The sequence below is a fragment of the Microcoleus sp. POL10_C6 genome (assembly GCF_036701585.1).
Classification (GTDB): domain Bacteria; phylum Cyanobacteriota; class Cyanobacteriia; order Cyanobacteriales; family Microcoleaceae; genus Microcoleus.
The window spans coordinates 66,581-85,182 of record NZ_JAUBRB010000022.1; the positions used below are offsets into that span (position 1 = coordinate 66,581).

Genomic DNA, 18,602 nt, shown 5'->3' on the forward strand with positions numbered 1-18,602 from the left:
TTCTTCCTTCTTCCTTCTTCCTTCTTCCCCTATTTAAATCAAAGTCAGTGCTAAACCTTTAATCCCTCGCCCGTCACCAATTTGACCGACAATCGAAGCTTGACCGGTCGTCAAATTGATATTGTACAGGCTGGAAACTCCGCCAACCTCGATCGCAGCCAAAGCCGTCTCGTTACCGTTAAGACTCCTGATATCAAAGCCGAGAACGGTACCAGCATCAATTCCCAAAGATCCGATCGTATTCAACACCCCATTATTCGGCGGATCTTGCCGCACCAAAATGTCTAAATTGGTGTCAATTGCAAACAGCGTTGTCGAAGCTGCCCCTGCAAAGTTATTCACATACGCAGCAGCCGCAGCCGCGCCGGGATTGCCAAAATTAGGATCGCCCGCAGCATAAGCCAAATTCCCGTCGAGTTGAACTCCCCCCGTCAGCGTGTCAAAATCCACAATTGCCCCCGTATCCGGGTTGAGGCGGGCGTTTTGACCGGCTTGATTGACAAACCGAATTCGATCGACTGTCGGATTGAAATCAAAACCCGCAGCCCCCGGAGTTAGGGGAACAGCAAACTGCCCGCTACCGACTGCGCTTGCAGCCCCAGTCACGGGATTAATCGCGTACAAGCGATTGCTAGAACCCACACCGTATAGCACACCGTTAGCGGGGCGAAAATCAATTCCCAGCAAACTTTCTCCCGGCTGCAACCCTGTAACTGCCACGTCGCTGAGAATCGCCCGCGGTGCCGCCTCGTTAAAACCGACAATTGTTTCAGCGCCATTTCTAACAGTTAAAGCGTAAGCTGTAGGCAAAGGCAAAGCCAAACCGTTAATCTGTCTCCCGTCGGCAATTTGACCGACAAAGGAAGCTTGACCGCTACTTAAATTGATATTGTACAAGCCGGAAATGCCACCCACTTCCAGCGCCGCCACTGCCACCTCGCGGCCGCCAATACTCCTGATATCAAAGCCGAGAACGCTAGTAGCATCAACTCCCAAAGATCCGATCGTATTCAACCCTCCATTATTCGGCGGATCTTGCCGCACCAAAACATCTGAATTGCTGTCAATTACAAACAGCGTTGTCGAAGTTGCGCCCGCAAAGTTATTCACATACGCAGCCCCAGCAGCAGCCGGAGAACTTCCAGAATTGCGATCGCCCGCAACATAAGCCAAATTCCCGTCGAGTTGAATTCCCCCCGCCAGCGTGTCAAAATCCACAAGTGCCCCGTTATCCGGGTTGAGGCGGGCGTTTTGATCGCCTTCATTGACAAACCGAATTCGATCTACTGTCGGATTGAAATCAAAACCCGCAGCCCCCGGAGTTAGGGGAACAGCAAACTGCCCGTTACCGACTGGACTTGCTTCCCCAGTCATCGGATTGACAGTATACAAGCGATTGCTAGAACCCACACCGTAAAGCACACCGTTAGCTGGCCGATAATCTATTCCCAGCAAACTTTCTCCCGCTTCCAATCCAGTCACGGGCAAATCTGAGATCACACTTCCCGGATTGGAAAGACTAAAACCGACAATCCGATTAGCAGGAGTTAAAGCATAAGCCGTTGTCCGCGCTGGAGGCGGGGGGCTGGGAACAACGCTGCCAATATTATTAGTGAAACTTGCCTGGTTAATTGCACTTTGTCTCACCCCTCTGAGAGTAGCGAGAAATTCTCCTGTTACCCGGTCTTGAATAACAGTATCGTTTCCAGCTTCCAGAATATTCAAGTCGCTAAAACTGAGACCTTCCCCCAAACCGATTAAATCTGTACCTGGTACAAAATCGGCGATCACGTCAGCATTTGCCAAACTAACACCGCCACTGGTACGGGAAGGGTCAGCCTCAGCGTAGCGCCTCAAAACAAATAGGTCTGCCCCGTCTCCGCCTATCAGGACATCAGTATCTCGATCGCCCGACAAAACATCATTGCCAGAGTTGCCCGATATGGAATCGCTGCCTTTTCCGCCCACTAAAAAATCGTTACCTTCGCCGCCGTTAATAATGTCGTTATCTAAATCTCCAAAAAGCGAATCTTGACCAGAATTTCCATCAATTAAATCGCTTTGCTTACCTCCATAAATGCTGTCATTACCAGAGTTTCCGGCAATGGTGTCAGTGCCCATCAAACCAAAAATCAGGTCATATTCTGGAGTTCCTGCTAGCAAGTCTGCTTGGCCGGTGCCTCTAATTTCTGCCATGTTCTAATCAGCCTCTAAATTTGATACTTCTGTTGCCTAACGGCGGTGGTATTCTCAGTTAAACTATCACAAGTTCGCACTTTTAGGATAGTTTTTGTTATTTTCGGCTGTAGGGGTGGGTTGCCATAAAAGTATTACAGGCAGATCAAATGATATATAAACCAGGCCCCGGATTCAAATAAACCCAATCCTAAATACCGATCACTTAGCCCTATTTTATAGTTGGCTGTGTAGCCAAGAGCGATCGCAGCTCAACTGCAAACAGGGAAGCTGAAATTTTTAGCGGTGCGAACCTATGAAATTTTGTACTGCGTTCATTAGTAATATACGCTGACTCTATAATTTTGGATCTGTACGGTCAGAAATTATTTTTTAACTTTAATCTTAAAGCCTGCGACGGTGGGCTTTGTGTGTGTAGCCGCGACAACCATCATCAAGTCTGCACGGAAAATTCCTGTGGATCAATATCCCAATTTGCCCAGCGAATTGCCTCCCTAGCTGATGTCAAATTTGGCGGCACTCTCAAAGCGTGAATGAATCCCGTACTCGGACAAGTCATTTTTAACAGACAAATCGGCTCGACATCGGCATTATCTATTTGTAATAGTGCATATTCCTGCCAACTATCTATTTGTTGTGCTGACAACTCTTGACAAATGCGATCGTAACCAATTGCTTCAATTAACACTCGCCGAAGTTCGGCATTTTCTTCTGCTAAAAGCCATTGGGCTTGCCATTGATTTGGGTGGACTTTGCCGTATTCTTCAGGCAATTTGACACCATGATAATAGTAAAAATTCCATCCATCGGCAAACTCGATCGCAGGTTCTGCTTCCGCGTGCAAGCGGTTTTGACTGTCAAAGCGCAGGTGGCGGGGGCGATCGCACACCGCGCAAAACTTTTCAAAGGGAAATATCCAACCGCAATGCTCGAAAAGCAGCTTTTGGCAGCGAAGTATTTCTTGTGCCTTTTGGGAAATATTGACGCCTAATGAAGATATATACCATTGAGTCAAATAGATTTCTTCAAACAAATTCGTGGGGGTTTCAGGGTATGTGAGGCCGAACAAATAAGCGGGAAAAACATTCCCCATCATTCGTTCCGAGCGCTCATATTCCTCAACCAATTCGTACATTAGCGAGTTCAGTGTGCTGTCTGCTTCCGACTCCATCGTCATGCTAAGGATCTCATACTCCCACACCGCCGGACTTGTAAAGTCTCTCACAATCGATGGGGACATGGACATCCATTTCCAGTCTAGCTTTTTCCCCAATCTATTCCCATGTCCTTCGTTTGACCAGTTTGGTGAATGGTCGCCTTTTGCCAAGTTGAAGATTTGGAGAAAAGCGTCGCGGGGACTGCTGCAAATAATAACGGAGGGCTCTTCTAGGCCAATAGCAGCATAGGCAACTTTGACTGCCTCTGTGGCTTTTTGAGCATCTATTGGCCTAGTCGAGAGAGTAAGACGTTTCTGTGCGAGTTCGCCTAACACGCACATAGCGGTAATTCGATTGGCGCGAAGATCGAGTTTGGTCAGATTGGTGAGCTTACGCAAAACGCTGAAGTCGGTAATTTGATTGCTGCACAGATACAGTGTTGTCAAATTGGTGAGCGAGCCGAGGAATCTGATGTCGGTAATTTGATTGTCGTTGAGAGACAGTGTTGTCAGATTGGTGAGCGAGCCGAGGAATCTGATGTCGGTAATTTGATTTCTGCTGAGAGACAGTGTTGTCAGATTTGTGAGAGAGCCGAGAAAGCTGAAGTCGGTAATTTGATTGTTGTTGAGATGCAGCGTGGTCAGATTGGTGAGCGAGCCGAGGAATCTGATGTCGGTAATTTGATTCCTGTCCAGATCCAGTGTGGTCAGATTGGTGAGCGAGCCGAGGAAGCTGAAGTCGGTAATTTGATTGTAGCTGAGATTCAGTGTGGTCAGATTGGTGAGCGAGCCGAGGAAGCTGATGTCGGTAATTCTATTGTTGCTGAGATTCAGCGTGGTCAGATTGGTGAGCGAGCCGAGGAAGCTGATGTCGGTAATTTGATTGTAGCTGAGAGACAGTGTTGTCAGATTGGTGAACGAGCCCAGCAAGCTGATGTCGGTAATTTGATTGTAGGCGAGATCGAGTTTGGTCAGATTGGTGAACGAGCCCAGCAAGCTGATGTCGGTAATTTGATTGCCGCACAGAGACAGTGTTGTCAGATTGGTGAGCGAGCCGAGGAAGCTGATGTCGGTAATTTGATTGCAGTCGAGATGCAGTGTGGTCAGATTGGTGAGCGAGCCGAGGAATCCGATGTCGGTAATTTGATTGCAGTCGAGATGCAGTGTGGTCAGATTGGTGAGCGAGCCGAGGAAGCTGAAGTCGGTAATTCTATTGTTGTTGAGATCCAGTTCTGTCATGCTTGAAAGTATCTGCTCCGCTTCTTGTGCGTCATCAGTGCCAGCCTTTCTTAACAACATCTTAACTGTGCACTTTGCGTCTTCTGAAAGGCTGTCAATATGCCTGTACCAGTCGGCAAAGCGGCTAAAAATCATAGACTCGTTTGGTTTTTGTTCAGACATAAAACACTTCGAGATGGGTAATGGGAATACTGTTGACTGTTGACTGTTGACTATTACCAATCGCCCTTGCGTACCTTCTATTACTGAATTAAGTCTTCTATTTCAAATCTTCCAGCTTAATCCGAGGATCGACAGCTTTCAGCAGCAAATCCGCCAACAAATTCCCAACAATCAACATCGTCGCACCCATCATCAAACTCGCCATTACTAAATACAAATCTTGATTGTTCACCGCATCCAGAGTCAGCTTTCCCAAACCCGGCCAATTAAAGAAATATTCGGCAATAAACGCACCGCTCAACAAACTAGCAAACTCAAAACCCAACAACGTAATCAACGGATTAACAGCATTCCGCAAAGCATGAATGTAAATTACTCGATCGTCCGGCAAACCTTTAGCCCGTGCGGTTCGGATGTAATCTTGACGCAGCACGTCTAACAATTGTCCGCGCATCAATCTTTGCAAACCAGCAAAACCAGTAAGGCTGAGGGCAACAGTTGGCAAAATTAAGTGCCAGCCGTAATCGAGGATTTGGCCCCACCAAGGTAAGTCTGCGTGGTCGATACTTGTCATTCCTCCGACGGGGAAAAGAGGCGAAGTATTTTGAGCAAAAAATAGCAGCAGCAAGGCTGTGATAAAGCTGGGAAATCCTTGTCCCGTGTAGCTGACTACTTGCAGAACTCGATCGACTGTGCGGTTTTGATTGACGGCCGCGACAATTCCCAAAGGAATCGCGATCGCCCAAGTTACAATCAAAGATGCGATCGCCATTAATAACGTCGCCGGTACTCGTTCCCACAGCAGCGAAGCTACGGATCGCTGATACACAAAACTCGTGCCAAAATTTCCCCGCGTCACAATTTGTTGCAGCCACAGCCAATACTGCACAATCGCTGGTTTATCTAAGCCGAACTGCTGTTCGAGTTGCTTGAGTGTCTCCGGCGAAATCTTCGGATTTTGGCTCAAAGTATCCAAGTAATTTCCCGGTGCTAGTTCAATAATTGCAAAACAAAGCATCGATGCCAAAAATAGCGTTAAAAGTGCCTGCAACAGTCGCTTGAAAACATAAGTAAATGTTTCCCCAGCAAACAGAGAACTCAATAAGTGCCAATTTCGATTAGATTTAATAGAAGTCATACGATTTTAGATTTTAGATTTTAGATTTTAGATTGGAAGAACTGTGAATGATATTAATGCCGATTGTATCGGAATGATGTAACCACAGAGATCGCAGAGAAAGAGAAGAGAGAGATGAATAATTCCGATGCAAAGCTCAACAATATTATTTGTCAGCAGTCAACTGTCAACAGTTAACTGTCAACAGTCAACTGCCAACAGTTAACTAACTAATATTCAACTAGCGTGACGATCGGCACATCGGGCAATTTCTGCCTGCCGCCCAAAGCCTGCAATTCAATGATAAAAGCAAAACCGACAAGCTCGCAGCCACCTTGCTCCAACAATTTAGCCGTCGCCGCCGCTGTTCCGCCAGTGGCGATTAAATCGTCTACAATCAGCACCCGGCTGCCGGAAATCATCGCATCTTGGTGCATCTCCAGTCGATCGACACCGTATTCCAATTCGTACTCAGCAAAATGAACCGCACCAGGCAGTTTCCCTGGTTTGCGGACAGGAATAAAGCCTATTCCCATTTTATAAGCCAACGGCGCGCCAAAGATAAAGCCCCGCGATTCCATGCCCACCACATAGTCAACAGACATTGCAGAGCATTTTTCGGCTAAGCTGTCAATGGTGTAGCTCAGCCCTTGCGGGTCGCGCAGCAAAGTTGTAATGTCTCGAAACATAATTCCCGGCTTTGGGAAATCAGGAATGTCGCGAATCAGAGATTTGAGATCCATAAGCTTGCAGATCGGGGTTGAGGGTAACGAGGCATCAAAAATGCTACAATAATAACGTCAAAATTTAAAAATTTAAAAATAAAAATTAAAACTAACAGCTTCTTTAATTTTTATTCTTTAATTGCTTAATCCTTTACGTACTATGTAAACAAATGTCATAATTCCCTAACAACAGGGTTGAATATCAACATTTGTCACCCTATGATCTAAAGTCAAAAATCTAATATCTAAAATCCAATGATTAAATTGGCAGCACGAGTGGGTGAGGTTTCTCCTTCTATAACCTTGGCGATCGCCGCTAAGGCTAAAGCCATGAAGGCCGAAGGGATTGATGTCTGTAGTTTGAGTACGGGAGAACCCGACTTTGATACGCCCGAACACATTAAAGCAGCGGCTAAACAAGCTTTAGACGCGGGGAAGACTAAGTATGGCCCTGTGACTGGGGAACCGCAGTTAAAAGCTGCGATCGCCCGCAAACTCCGCGATGACAACAATCTCAACTATCAACCGGAAAATATTATTGTCACCAACGGCGGCAAGCATTCCCTCTACAATCTGATGATGGCTCTGATCGAGCCTGGAGAGGAAGTAATTATTCCTGCTCCCTACTGGCTAAGCTACCCTGAAATGGTGAAACTAGCTAGTGGCAAGCCAGTAATTGTACGGACTGATGCTTCTACAGGATATAAAATTACACCGGAACAACTGAGTCGAGCGATTACTCCCAAAACCAAGTTATTTGTACTGAATTCGCCTTCTAACCCGACGGGAATGGTGTATACTCCGGCGGAAATCAAAGCCTTGGCCGAGGTGATAGTAGATCGAGATATTTTAGTCGTTGCTGACGAAATTTACGAAAAAATTATATATGACGACGCCCAACACGTCAGCATCGGTTCCCTGGGCAAAGAAATCTTCGATCGCACCCTGATCAGCAGCGGTTTTGCTAAAGCTTACTCGATGACAGGCTGGCGAATCGGTTATTTGGCCGGGCCGATCGAATTAATCAAAGCCACCAGCACCATTCAAGGTCACAGTACCTCAAATGTGTGTACTTTTGCACAGTACGGCGCGATCGCAGCTTTGGAAAGCAGCCAAGAATCTGTCGAAACAATGCGTCTAGCTTTTGCCGAAAGGCGTCAGGTAATATTTGAATTACTCGATGCTGTCCCTGGAATTAGCTGTATTAAACCAGACGGTGCTTTCTATATGTTTGTCAACATCAGCAAGACGGGAATGAATTCTTTGGAATTTTGCGACGCTTTCTTAGAACAGCAGCAAGTAGCAGTTATTCCGGGAATTGCGTTTGGTGCAGACGACCATATTCGCTTGTCTTACGCCACTGATTTAGGCACAATTAAAAAAGCCGTAGAAAGGCTCGATAAATTTGTCCGCAGCATCTAAAAATTAGTCTGTTGACTGTTGACTGTTAACTGTTGACTGTTGACTGTTAACGGTTAACGGTTGACTGTTAACTGTTAACTGTTCAAAACTGACAACCAACAACTGACAACTGACAACTGACAACTGACAACTGACAACCAACAACTGACTAATAACTAAAGCTGTTTTGTCATAATCTCTTTGAGCAAATCCAGCCCCTTCTTAACTCGCCGAGAAACAGTCACCGCACTGATACCCAAGCGTTCAGCCGTTTCCTTCTGCGTCAAATCGTAGAGAAACACAAACTCCAATATCTCGCGAGTCCGTTGTTCCAACATAGCCAAAGCTTGCTGTACGCGAATTTGATCCTCTTGCGCCAACTGAAAACTCCGATACTTGCTATCGGGAACCAATTCTCCCAGACAAGTCGCCCCCTCATCTTCATCTTGCATCGGCGCGTCCAAACTCAGAGGCGATCGGTTCAGATGAGCCAGCTTAATTTCTTGCCATTCTTCTACAGAAACCTCAAGGACTGCTGCTACTTCAGCATCCGTAGGTTTGCGGTTGAACTGCACCTGCAACTCCTTGATCGCTGCTACTGATTTGCGTTCCAGGGATTGCCAGTGGCGGGGAAATCGCACAGAAGGGCTTTTGTCCCGCAAGTAGTGTTGAATTTCGCCCCGAATGTAGGGAATGGCAAAGGAACTAAAAGCGTGCCCCTTCGCGATATCAAACCGCTCGATCGCCCTGATCAACCCAATACATCCGACTTGCAGTAAATCGTCGTAGCTTTCACCGCACTGGTTGATCCAGTGGTAAACTTCTTTTCTGACCAGTCCAATATTCAGTTTAACTAACTGATTGCGGATTTCATTCGATCCAGAAAGTTGGTACTCGCGCAACAATTGCAAATTTTCGCTTTTTAGCTCGTTCGGCAGTGTGGTAGACATGGTGGCATAAGGGTGGGTAGAGCAGAGGACTGAAGTTGCTTTAGATCTAGTTTCCAATCTAGTCTAAAAAAATTCACTTTTAGGTAGTGTAATCCTAGCACTTAATAGGTGTGATAGCGGACACACCAGTTGAGTTTTCGGTACGTGAACGGATTTAGCGGGATTCTCCGCATTTTTTCGGCATAAGGCAGACTTTTACCAGGTAGAACGCCTTCGACCGCATCCCCAATTTAACCAGGTTTTTTGAAAAAAATATTATAAGCTGAAAGCGGTTTGAATACAATACTTTAATTAATAAAAAATCCCAACTTCATAACTTGCGAATGACCACTATTCAATCATAAATTTAGTCATTAGTCAACAGTCCTAAGTTATGTTGCTCAAGACTGTTGGCTAATGAAGGGCGAGCAGGAGCTTTATGGCTAGAAACTGCTCAAGTTCGATCGATCCAGAAAGCCAATTTTATGACACAGAAGGCTCAATGCGAGCGTAAAACAAACCCCGAATTTTCACGTCCAGAGCCGGTCTAGCTCCCAAATCAGTATCAGAAGGCTGCGTGCTCTCAAAAATCCCGCCAACTTCGCCAGTGGCGCTGTTGACTTTAGCAACTTGGAGAGAAATTTTGCCGGCCTTAGTGCGAGTGTCAGCCACCTTAACATTAGCCCGCACGCGTTTGGAATTATCAGAAGCCGGAAGCGCTACAGCATTGTCATAGCCAGTCGATACCCCGCGAGCTTTAGGGTCTAAAAAGCCTGCGCTGCGGTAAGAAGGAACGTTAAACTCCCCTCGCAAATCGGTGGAAGTATTGATAGCAACTACTCCCGGTTCGGAACTGGCCACTAGCTGTTTAATGGTAAACAAGAAAGGTACTTGCTCTCCGCCCGGTAACTGAATCGTAATAGCTTGAAAATCCAAGCCGTCTTCTTCTGTGAAAGTCAGAGTGCCGTCAGTACCGACCTTGAGCGTACCTTGAACTTGGTCAATGCTCGACGTGAACCGTGTCAGCAATTTACCAGGCACAAATTCCGCTTCTTGGCGTTTGTTTGCTGGTTCTTCCTTCACAAAATAAGTTGTGGGCTGCAAACACAAACCAGTCAGTTTATAGGTGGCGCCCGCTTCGATGGGGATCGATCCCCGAGAAGTTTCTGCCAAGCTAGGGCAGTTATTAGCCAAGCCAGTACCTCTAATCTGGTCGTAGGTGAGCAACTCGGTAGTTGCCACCGTCGTGTCAGAAGCAGAAGAACAAGCAACCAGCGCACTCATGCAAAAAGCTAAAAGTGCAACAATTAAAGCACGATATTTCATTGCAAACCTCAATATCCAACATCGGATTATATTAAGAAAAAGCCCTAGTTCGAGCAAAATATAATTGCCCGCCGGCAGGCTAGGCCAGCGCTTAGGGTAGCATTTAGATCCTGATCCCTCGCTTCACCGAGACCGGCATTGACTCAAAAAATCAAGCTAGTGCGCCGTGAAAATAAGCATGAACTTATGATTTCTCAATCATGTTCGGATCGCAGCCCAATACACATGGTACGACGGGTTGTGCTCTTTTCCTGACTTGGACTGCAAATTAATATTGCTTAAGTCAACCTACTTAAGTTACTTTGCTTATGACCCCGAATGGCGATCGCGACTAGCTCGATTAGTCGGTTGACCAAAAGGCTGGGGACAAAGGCCTTGTAGATTTCAAAGGAAGCAGCAGTATGGACAACGGCAAAGATTTAGAGTCAGAAAAGTTGCAGTCTCAAATGCAATCGCTGACAGAGGCGATTCGGACTTTAGGCGAAAGTTGTCAGGGAGACAGTCTGCTGCTTTTGGCCCTGCTGCGGAGGCTGGAAGCTTCGCACCGGGAAATTCGGGACGGTTTGTTTCAAGCGTCTTTTCCCGACAACCGCCAAGCACTTTACAAACTGCTCAGGAATATTGAAGCCAATGGCGGCTGGCCTTACATCCACCGCATGAAACTTCGATCGCTCTTGGGGTACAGCCAACAATTATCTCCCCTAGAAGATTCTCCAGCCGAGTCGCCAGAAGACTCGGCCGAAACTCCCCAAGACGTTAAATAGTTTTGAGTGATGAGTTTAGTGAGTTTTACATTAACTCATAACTCATCACTGAGCGGCGCGATCGCACCTAGAACCCGTAAGGTGGAGGAACAGGTGTAGGAGCAGGTATCAGGTTCTGCCCCGCCGGCGGGAATATCGGCGTCTGCTGGCCCGGCATTGGCAATAGTCCGGGCGCCGGGGGGATCGAACTAATTGATAGCAGAGGCGAATCAGGCACGCTAACAGTCGGCGGAATCGGAATCCTCGCAGCAGTCGGCGTGGGAGTCGGAGTTGGTGCTGCTGTGGGAGTCGGAGTTGGTGCTGCTGTGGGAGTCGGAGTCGGTGCTGCTGTGGGAGTCGGCGTCGGTGCTGCTGTGGGAGTCGGAGTCGGCGTCGGAGTCGGAGTCGGCGTCGGAGTCGGAGTCGGTGCTTCCGTGAGAGTCGGCGTCGCTTCTTCCGTGGAAGTTGGAGCCGGAGCTGGACTTGGAGACGGAGCTGGAGTTGGAGGTACAGTTGAATCTGTAGTTGAAGGTGAAACTAAATCTGTAGTTGGAGTTGGAGGATCTGCAATTGTGGTGGTAACTGTAGTGGTAGTTGTAGTTGTAATGGTGCCTGGCCTGGGAGTAATCGGCCCAGTCACAGCGATAAAATCGTTGACATCGACCAGCGCCGCCGGAGTGTCTGTCAAAATTGCTAAAAGCTTGCCGTCGAGCGTAATTACTGTATCCCTGAGATTTGAACCGTTGCCTTGGCTAACTACCAGTTGACCGAAAGATAAATTGCTCGGCAGTCCAAAGAAATCCTCTGCGTCATTGTAATCAGTAATTAAAACCAAACTGCCAGGCCCGGCTCCCAATCCAAAGACATCGCTGCCGCTGCCGCCAGTCAGAGTATCCGAACCCTCGCCTCCGATTAAAGAATCATTACCCTCTGCTCCAAATAAATTGTCATTGCCGAAACCGCCCAAAATTGTATCGTCGCCGATACCTCCAGCCAAGGAGTCATCACCAAAACCACCGTCGATACCATCATTACCTTTGCCACCAAACAGAAAGTCATTACCTTCATCTCCCAGTACCGAGTCGTCGGCTTCATCGCCGCGAAGGGTATCGGAACCGGTGCCGCCAAAAACTGTATCGTCAGCCTTGCCACCGAATATCTGGTCATTACCAGCATCTCCGAAGAGCGAATCGTTGTCGGCATTGCCGTACAAAGTGTCGTCGCCGTCGCCGCCGGTCAAATAATCGTTGCCCTCAGCGCCCAACATTTGATCTCTACCACTGCCGCCGTTGAGAGAATCGTTCCCCGCATTCCCGTAGAGAAAGTCGTCATCAGCATTCCCGAACACGGAATCGTCGCCGTCATTCCCTGTGAGGGTGTCGTTGCCAGTACCGCCGGCAATTACATCAAAGCCTCCGTTGCCAAAAACTAAGTCGTCCCCTGCATCTCCCAACACGCTGTCTATCCCGTCGTTGCCTTCGAGGATGTCGTTGCCTAAACCGCCACGAATCGAGTCGTCGCCGTTTCCGCCGGAAGCAAAATCGCGGCCTTGGTTGCCAATAAGTTCGTCATTTCCTTCACCGCCAATCAGCGAATCTGCTCCGTCACCTCCAAGAAGCTGGTCGTTGCCGCCGTCGCCCTCTAGGGTGTCATCTCCTCCCGCACCCAGGAGCGAATCATCGCCATCTAAGGCGCGAATTCGATCGCTCAGCGGAGTTCCTAGAATAAAGTCGTTGCTGTCTGTGCCGATCAGGTTTGCCATAGGGGATACACCGGTCCTCAATAAAATAAATTGTTTGAAATTATGTTAATCGCCTTCGTGACAAGGGATTGCTGCTTGCCTAGGTTAGCATAATTGAGATTTTGGCAATCTGGGGAAGGGGCGCTGGAAGTTTTGCTCGTGTCCGCAGTTGCGATCGGGGCTGGTATAATGCCCGATCGGCAATCTAATTTAGTTACTTTGGATTTTTTCAAATAGAAATTAGTCGATCGCACTCAAGGAAGTCAAACTAGACAAACAAAATGTTGACTAATGAAAAATGAATAACCTTTTTCATTAGTCAACAGTCATTAGTCATTAGTCATTAGTCATTAGTCATTAGTCATTAGTCAACAGTCAACTTTTATTCAGTAACAGGTAACACTATCTCAAATTCACTCCCTCCCGCCAAAATAGAATTGACATTAATTGTTCCGCCGTGGGTTTCGACTACAATCTGGCGGGCGATCGCCAATCCTAACCCAGTACCTTTTCCTACTGCCTTCGTGGTAAATAAATGGTCAAAAATCCGCTGTTTTACTGCTTCAGTCATACCCGCACCGTTATCGGCAATCTGAATTTTGATATGTCGATCACCCGACAGACTGGTACGAACAGTGATACAGTGTGGATTTGCTTTAATTGCCTCCAAACTGCGTCCTTGGTTTGATTCTTCTAGGGCATCGATCGCGTTAGCAAGCAGGTTCATAAAGACTTGGTTCAGTTGACCAGGAAAGCATTCGATAGGGGGGAGATTGCCGTAGTCTGTGACGACTTCGATCGCAGGATGGTGTTCGTTGGCTTTGAGCCGGTGTTTCAAAATTAAGATGGTGCTGTCAATGCCCTCATGGATATTAAACGGAACTTTGTAGTCTTTATCGGCTCTGGAGAAGGTGCGGAGGCTGGTGCTAATGCCGCGAATGCGATCGCACCCCACTTTCATCGACAACAGCATCTTTGGCAAATCTTCTAAGGCATACTCTAAATCAATCTCCTCAGCATCTTCTTCAATTTCTTTGCCAGGATTGGGCAGTTTTTCTTGATATAATTTTAAGTGATTAATCAAATCTTTAATCGTGGTTGTTGCTTCCTCAATATTGCCGCTAATAAAGCCGACAGGATTATTAATTTCGTGGGCTATTCCTGTGACTAGATTGCCCAACGTGGACATTTTTTCGCTTTGCACGATCTGTAACTGTGCTTGCTGCAAATCAAGGAGCGATCGCTCTAATTCTTTTGCATAAGCTTGAGATTGTTGGTACAATCGAGCATTTTCTATAGAGATAGCCGCTTGGGCGCACAAAAGTTGAATAACTTCTGTGCGATCTTCTGTAAATGCACCAATTGTCAAGTTATTTTCTAGATATAGCAACCCGATTAATTTACCCTGATTTAAAATGGGCGCGCACAGCACACTTTTGGGCTTTTTCTGTATCAAATACGGATCGGCAATAAAATCCTTTTGTACTGCTGCATAATCCAAAACGACAGTTTTCCAAGTCCGCTTAACATAGTTGACCACAGCAGAGGGAAAGTCGTCGCTGGCTGACAGCGGTACAGATATTGAGATGACATCTTGATTGAAGGAGGCTACAGCTTCGATGGCGAGATTCCCATCCTTCATCAATAGCAGAACAGCTTTTTTTGCCCCGGCATTTTCCATCACGACAGACATCAATCCAGCCAGCAATTTTTCTAATTTAATTTCACTCGATAGAGTTTGGGAAGCTTTGAGAATAGCCGCGAAATCGAGGGTTTCGTAAATATTGTTGCTGCTAGATAGAATTGTTTGGAATCTTTGAGGTAAAATTGACGATTTATTGATTGGGTGGAGGCGGGTTTCGCAGATTAAACAACGATTTTCTCTTGCCTGCAATATGGGAGCAAGAAGTTGGGGATACCGTTTTTCTAAGTCATCGATTTTGGCTTTCGCACCCCAGCGAGCATAACAGTAGTAGGCTTCTTGCATATAAGCTTGCGCCACTTTTTCTTTGCCCCAGTCGAGGTAGAATTTAGCTGCTAGTTCGTTAGCGAGAGCTTCTTCTTGGATGTATTCGTTTTCTTGCGCTCCAGAAATGGCGCGATCGTACATTTCCATAGCTTCTGCCCTCTGTCTGGCAACTCGGTATTTCTCTGCTTCTACCAACTGCCACTTATGCAAATAATTCATGGGGGCGTGTTCTGCCCAATGCTGCAACTTCCTTTGATTTTCCTGAACTCGTTGCGACTGCGTTTCTAACTTTGTCTCGGACTCAGGAGTGGCAAGGGCTATGAGTGAGTCATAGAAATATAAACCAGCTTCGGAAGGAGTTCCTGCACTTCCCGCTATATACTGTCTTGCTCGATCGACATCTACGGAGGCCCGAGCAATGTCTCCCAGCAGGAATCTCAACGTCGCCCTGTAGAGATAGAAGATGCAGAGTCGGTACAAATCGCTAGAGGCAAGCGACTGAGAAACCAGCTTCTCCTCATAGCGTTCCTGTTCACAGGAAATCTCCAAGTTGTTTGGATTACCCAATAAAAACAGCGTTGTTTCCCAATAAATCCAACAATAACTTGCCGCCGTTAGTTGGTTGAGGTCGAGTAATTGCTGACGGTATGCCCGAATTTGGGGCTCAAGTTCTGCCAAAGGTTGACCGCACCAGTAGGAATTTAGACAAAATCCATGCCCATTATGCCCGACAAACTCTAGATTGCCTGTTTCTAATCCGGCTTGATAGCCTGCCTGAAGAATGGGGAGGGTCTCCCGCAAATGCGATTTGCGATGGTACACCAAGACTCCGATCGCAGCAAAAGTTGCAGAGCGAATATTTTTGGCATCCGCGCCACTGCCAAGACGATAAGCTAATCGGCAAAATTGATCGGCTACCGTCACATCTTGTAGAAAGTTGTTGAGAATCATCCCATAACAACTATAGCTATAAGCTGAACTACGACTGTTGCCATATTGGATAGATAAATTTACCTGTAAGGCAGTCACCAGCGCAAACAAAGACGAACCACCCAGATAACAAGCTGACGCCATAGTTGCCGCCACTTGCATCGCGGCCAGCTTTTGGGGGTTGACCATCGCTGGCAGATCGAATAACTCTTCAATCGGTCGATCGCCGATCGAGCTATTAATTTCCTGCACTGCTTGCTGAATATCTTCTGATGTAGGGCTATCGGGCAATTCTACTCCTAATTCTTTGAGACTCAACAAACCGATAGCAATTCCTTCTAAAAACTTGTTCTGAGACGATAATGCCTGAATTTTGACGATGTAAACGCTCACTCGCTCTAGGGGAGTTCGGGTATGATGAATCACAGTGTCAATCCACTGATTCATCTGGTCAAATTCGCCACAGAGTGAAGCCACTTCTGCAGCTATGTCGTGCAAGTTCAAGGTCATCTCGTACTGTCGTTGCCAAGCGCTCTCTCCAAGCAAATTTAGCCCGATCGCAGCATACTCGCGAGCAGCTTGATAAGCAGTAGCAGCTCTGGCTTTGCGGCAAGCCGTGAGGTTTAGTTGTGCCAAATCATCACGTTGTGTTTGGTCTTCAATCAGCGCAATACCATAATTCAACTGATTGACAACTGAAAAAATTTGCTCTTCTATAGCTGCAGGTGAAATTTGCTGGATCAGCAATTGTCCAATCTGATAGTGAACTCGCGCTCGCTCTTGTTCGGGAATTAAAGAATAGGCGGCTTGCTGAACGCGATCGTGCAAAAACTTGTAATTTACCACCTCCGAATTTTCGGTCTCCTCCCGTCTTTCTCGCCCCATATAAAACTTGTATATTTCACTTTCAGGCAGGATTAACCCCTCTTGCAAAGCCTTCCACAAATCCGCCGCCGTTTCGGTTTCCAGTTGCTTGGAAACAACTGCCAAAGTCCCCAAATCAAAGTGATTCCCAACACAAGCAGCCAACTTCAACACATTCTGAGTCGCGGGCGGCAATTTTTGCAACTGCAACGCCATAAACTCGACCACATCATCCGTCAGCGCTGCCTCCCGAACTCGAACAATATCGCACTGCCAGTAACCAGCAAGCCGATCAAACTCAATCAGCCCATCCTGATGCAGTGCTTTGAGAAACTGCGTTGCAAAAAAGGGATTTCCCTGGGTTTTTTGTGCCACCAATTCCGCCAACGGTATTGCCCAAGATGGATCGCAATTGAGCGTATCAGCAACCAAATGATTTAGACTTGTTGAACTCAACGGTTCCAGGGTAATAGTATTCACCGTTGCCCCACCTTTGACCACTGCATCCAGTGTCTGCATCAACGGATGTGCTGCCAATACTTCATTATCTCGGTAGGCACCAATTACTAATAAATAGCCGGTTTCCGACTCGGTAACAAGCAGTTGCATTAACCGCAGCGAGGCGGAATCTGCCCACTGCAAATCATCCAAAAACATCACCAGGGGATGTTCTGGCTTTGTGAACACCTTAATAAAGTTTTGAAACAGCAAATTAAACCGATTTTGTGCCGCAGTTCCTAATAATTCCAGTGCGGGTGGTTGTTTCCCAATAATTCTTTCTAGTTCGGGAATTACTTCAATAATGACTTGGCCGTTATCGCCCAGTGCTTGGAATATTTGACTTTGCCAAGTTTTCAACATTTCGTCACTTTCGCTCAGCAATTGTCCGATTAAATCTCGAAATGCTTGGACAAAAGCTGAGAAAGGAATATTGCGGTTAAATTGGTCGAATTTGCCTTTGATGAAATAGCCGCGCTGGCGGACAATTGGTTTGTGAACTTCATGCACAATTGCAGTTTTCCCAATCCCCGAAAAACCTGCTACTAGCATCATTTCAGTTGTGCCACTACTGACGCGATCAAAGGCTTGGAGTAGGGTTTCTACTTCAGTTTCGCGACCATAGAGTTTTTCTGGTATAATGAATCGATCGCCAACATCCCTCTGCGCGATCGCAAAACTCTTTATCCTACCGTTTTCTTCAAGTTGCTCCAAACAACATTCTAAATCGAATTTCAGCCCTAACGCACTCTGATAGCGGTCTTCGGCATTTTTCCCCATTAATTTGCTGACAATCTCCGAGAGTACAGGCGGGATTTCAGGATTGATTTCATGCAGTGATGGTGGTTGCTTCGCAATATGACAGTGTACTAATTCCATCACATCGTTGGATTGAAACGGCAATCGTCCCGCCAGCAATTCGTAAAAAGTCACGCCCAAAGAGTAAAAGTCAGTGCGGTAGTCTATGCGGCGATTCATCCTTCCCGTTTGTTCGGGAGAAAAATAGCCGAGTGTCCCTTCCAGCAGGTTAGGATTCATCAGGGTTTGAGTTTCCCTTGGTAGCAAAGATGCAATATTAAAGTCAATGAGTTTGACTTGTTTTGTTTGGGGATGAATTAAAATATTGGCGGGTTTAATGTCTTTGTGAATTATCCGGTGGCGGTAGAGTATATCTAATATATTGCTCAGGTCGATCGCCACTTGCAAAAACTCGATCAGAGTCGGCCGAGTTTCCCTTTTTTCCGTCCATTCCTTCAGAGAAATTCCCCCAAAGTCTTCCATTACCAACGCATAGCTGTTGTGGTAGGTTTCCAAGCTGTAGGTTTCGATGATTCCGGGCAAGTTGAGGTTTTTGGCGATGGTGTACTGATTACGAAATTGCACCAGTTCGCTGAAGCTGGGATACTGACTCCGCAAGACTTTGATGGCGACCTGTTTTTGGTCGCCAGTGCGGAAAGCTCGATAAACTAGGGTGCGATTTCCTGAGTAAATGCGATCGAGAATTTGATAACCTGTCAATGTAAAATTTATACTTGCCATACTTTTATTCTTCCCGTCCTCCGCCGGCTATTTCCACATTAGCAGAAGCCAATACACTTTCCCTGTC

Annotated in this window: 9 protein-coding genes and 2 pseudogenes; 2 read left to right on the forward strand and 9 right to left on the reverse strand. The window is 46.7% G+C overall.

What is annotated here, in order from left to right; translation table 11 throughout:
- Positions 1 to 33: 33 nt before the first annotated feature.
- The 5 genes and pseudogenes from QUA34_RS14625 to QUA34_RS14640 all read right to left on the reverse strand — a co-directional run bounded on the left by QUA34_RS14625 (position 34) and on the right by QUA34_RS14640 (position 6,613).
- Entirely contained in the window at positions 34 to 2,196 is a 2,163-nt protein-coding gene (locus QUA34_RS14625) for a DUF4394 domain-containing protein (protein ID WP_333387650.1), read from the reverse strand.
- A gap of 433 nt (positions 2,197 to 2,629) precedes the next feature.
- Positions 2,630 to 3,196 (reverse strand): annotated as a pseudogene (locus tag QUA34_RS30205) (DUF6745 domain-containing protein); the annotation flags it as partial.
- A gap of 510 nt (positions 3,197 to 3,706) precedes the next feature.
- A pseudogene (locus QUA34_RS30210) lies at positions 3,707 to 4,753 on the reverse strand (leucine-rich repeat domain-containing protein); the annotation flags it as partial.
- A gap of 97 nt (positions 4,754 to 4,850) precedes the next feature.
- Positions 4,851 to 5,891 (reverse strand): ABC transporter permease, encoded by a 1,041-nt coding sequence (locus tag QUA34_RS14635; protein WP_333331178.1) that lies wholly within the window; start codon positions 5,889 to 5,891, stop codon positions 4,851 to 4,853.
- Between the two features lie 209 nt (positions 5,892 to 6,100).
- Positions 6,101 to 6,613, reverse strand: a complete 513-nt coding sequence (locus QUA34_RS14640) for an adenine phosphoribosyltransferase (protein ID WP_333331175.1) — start codon at positions 6,611 to 6,613, stop codon at positions 6,101 to 6,103.
- A 237-nt stretch (positions 6,614 to 6,850) separates the two neighbouring features.
- Between QUA34_RS14640 and QUA34_RS14645 the strand changes: the two genes are divergently transcribed.
- Complete coding sequence (locus QUA34_RS14645) at positions 6,851 to 8,017, forward strand: pyridoxal phosphate-dependent aminotransferase (protein ID WP_333387656.1); 1,167 nt, start codon at positions 6,851 to 6,853, stop codon at positions 8,015 to 8,017.
- A 155-nt stretch (positions 8,018 to 8,172) separates the two neighbouring features.
- Here the strand turns inward: QUA34_RS14645 and QUA34_RS14650 are convergent, their stop codons facing one another.
- Together QUA34_RS14650 and QUA34_RS14655 are read right to left on the reverse strand one after the other, a co-directional pair.
- On the reverse strand, positions 8,173 to 8,946 hold the full coding sequence (locus QUA34_RS14650) for an RNA polymerase sigma factor SigF (protein WP_333331168.1): 774 nt from the start codon (positions 8,944 to 8,946) through the stop codon (positions 8,173 to 8,175).
- Positions 8,947 to 9,408: 462 nt separating this feature from the next.
- Positions 9,409 to 10,251 carry a photosystem II manganese-stabilizing polypeptide gene (locus QUA34_RS14655; RefSeq protein ID WP_333053687.1) on the reverse strand — a complete coding sequence of 281 codons (843 nt, stop codon included), beginning with the start codon at positions 10,249 to 10,251 and terminating at the stop codon, positions 9,409 to 9,411.
- A 401-nt stretch (positions 10,252 to 10,652) separates the two neighbouring features.
- Here QUA34_RS14655 and QUA34_RS14660 point away from each other — a divergent pair, with 401 nt between their 5' ends.
- Positions 10,653 to 11,015, forward strand: coding sequence for a hypothetical protein (locus QUA34_RS14660; RefSeq protein WP_333311867.1), 363 nt, complete (start codon positions 10,653 to 10,655; stop codon positions 11,013 to 11,015).
- A 67-nt stretch (positions 11,016 to 11,082) separates the two neighbouring features.
- Here QUA34_RS14660 and QUA34_RS14665 read toward each other — a convergent pair whose 3' ends face one another.
- The gene (locus tag QUA34_RS14665; protein ID WP_333387659.1) at positions 11,083 to 12,756 is read right to left on the reverse strand and encodes a calcium-binding protein; all 1,674 of its coding nucleotides are present in this window, start codon (positions 12,754 to 12,756) and stop codon (positions 11,083 to 11,085) included.
- A gap of 361 nt (positions 12,757 to 13,117) precedes the next feature.
- Positions 13,118 to 18,535 (reverse strand): AAA family ATPase, encoded by a 5,418-nt coding sequence (locus tag QUA34_RS14670; RefSeq protein WP_333387662.1) that lies wholly within the window; start codon positions 18,533 to 18,535, stop codon positions 13,118 to 13,120.
- Positions 18,536 to 18,602: the final 67 nt, after the last annotated feature.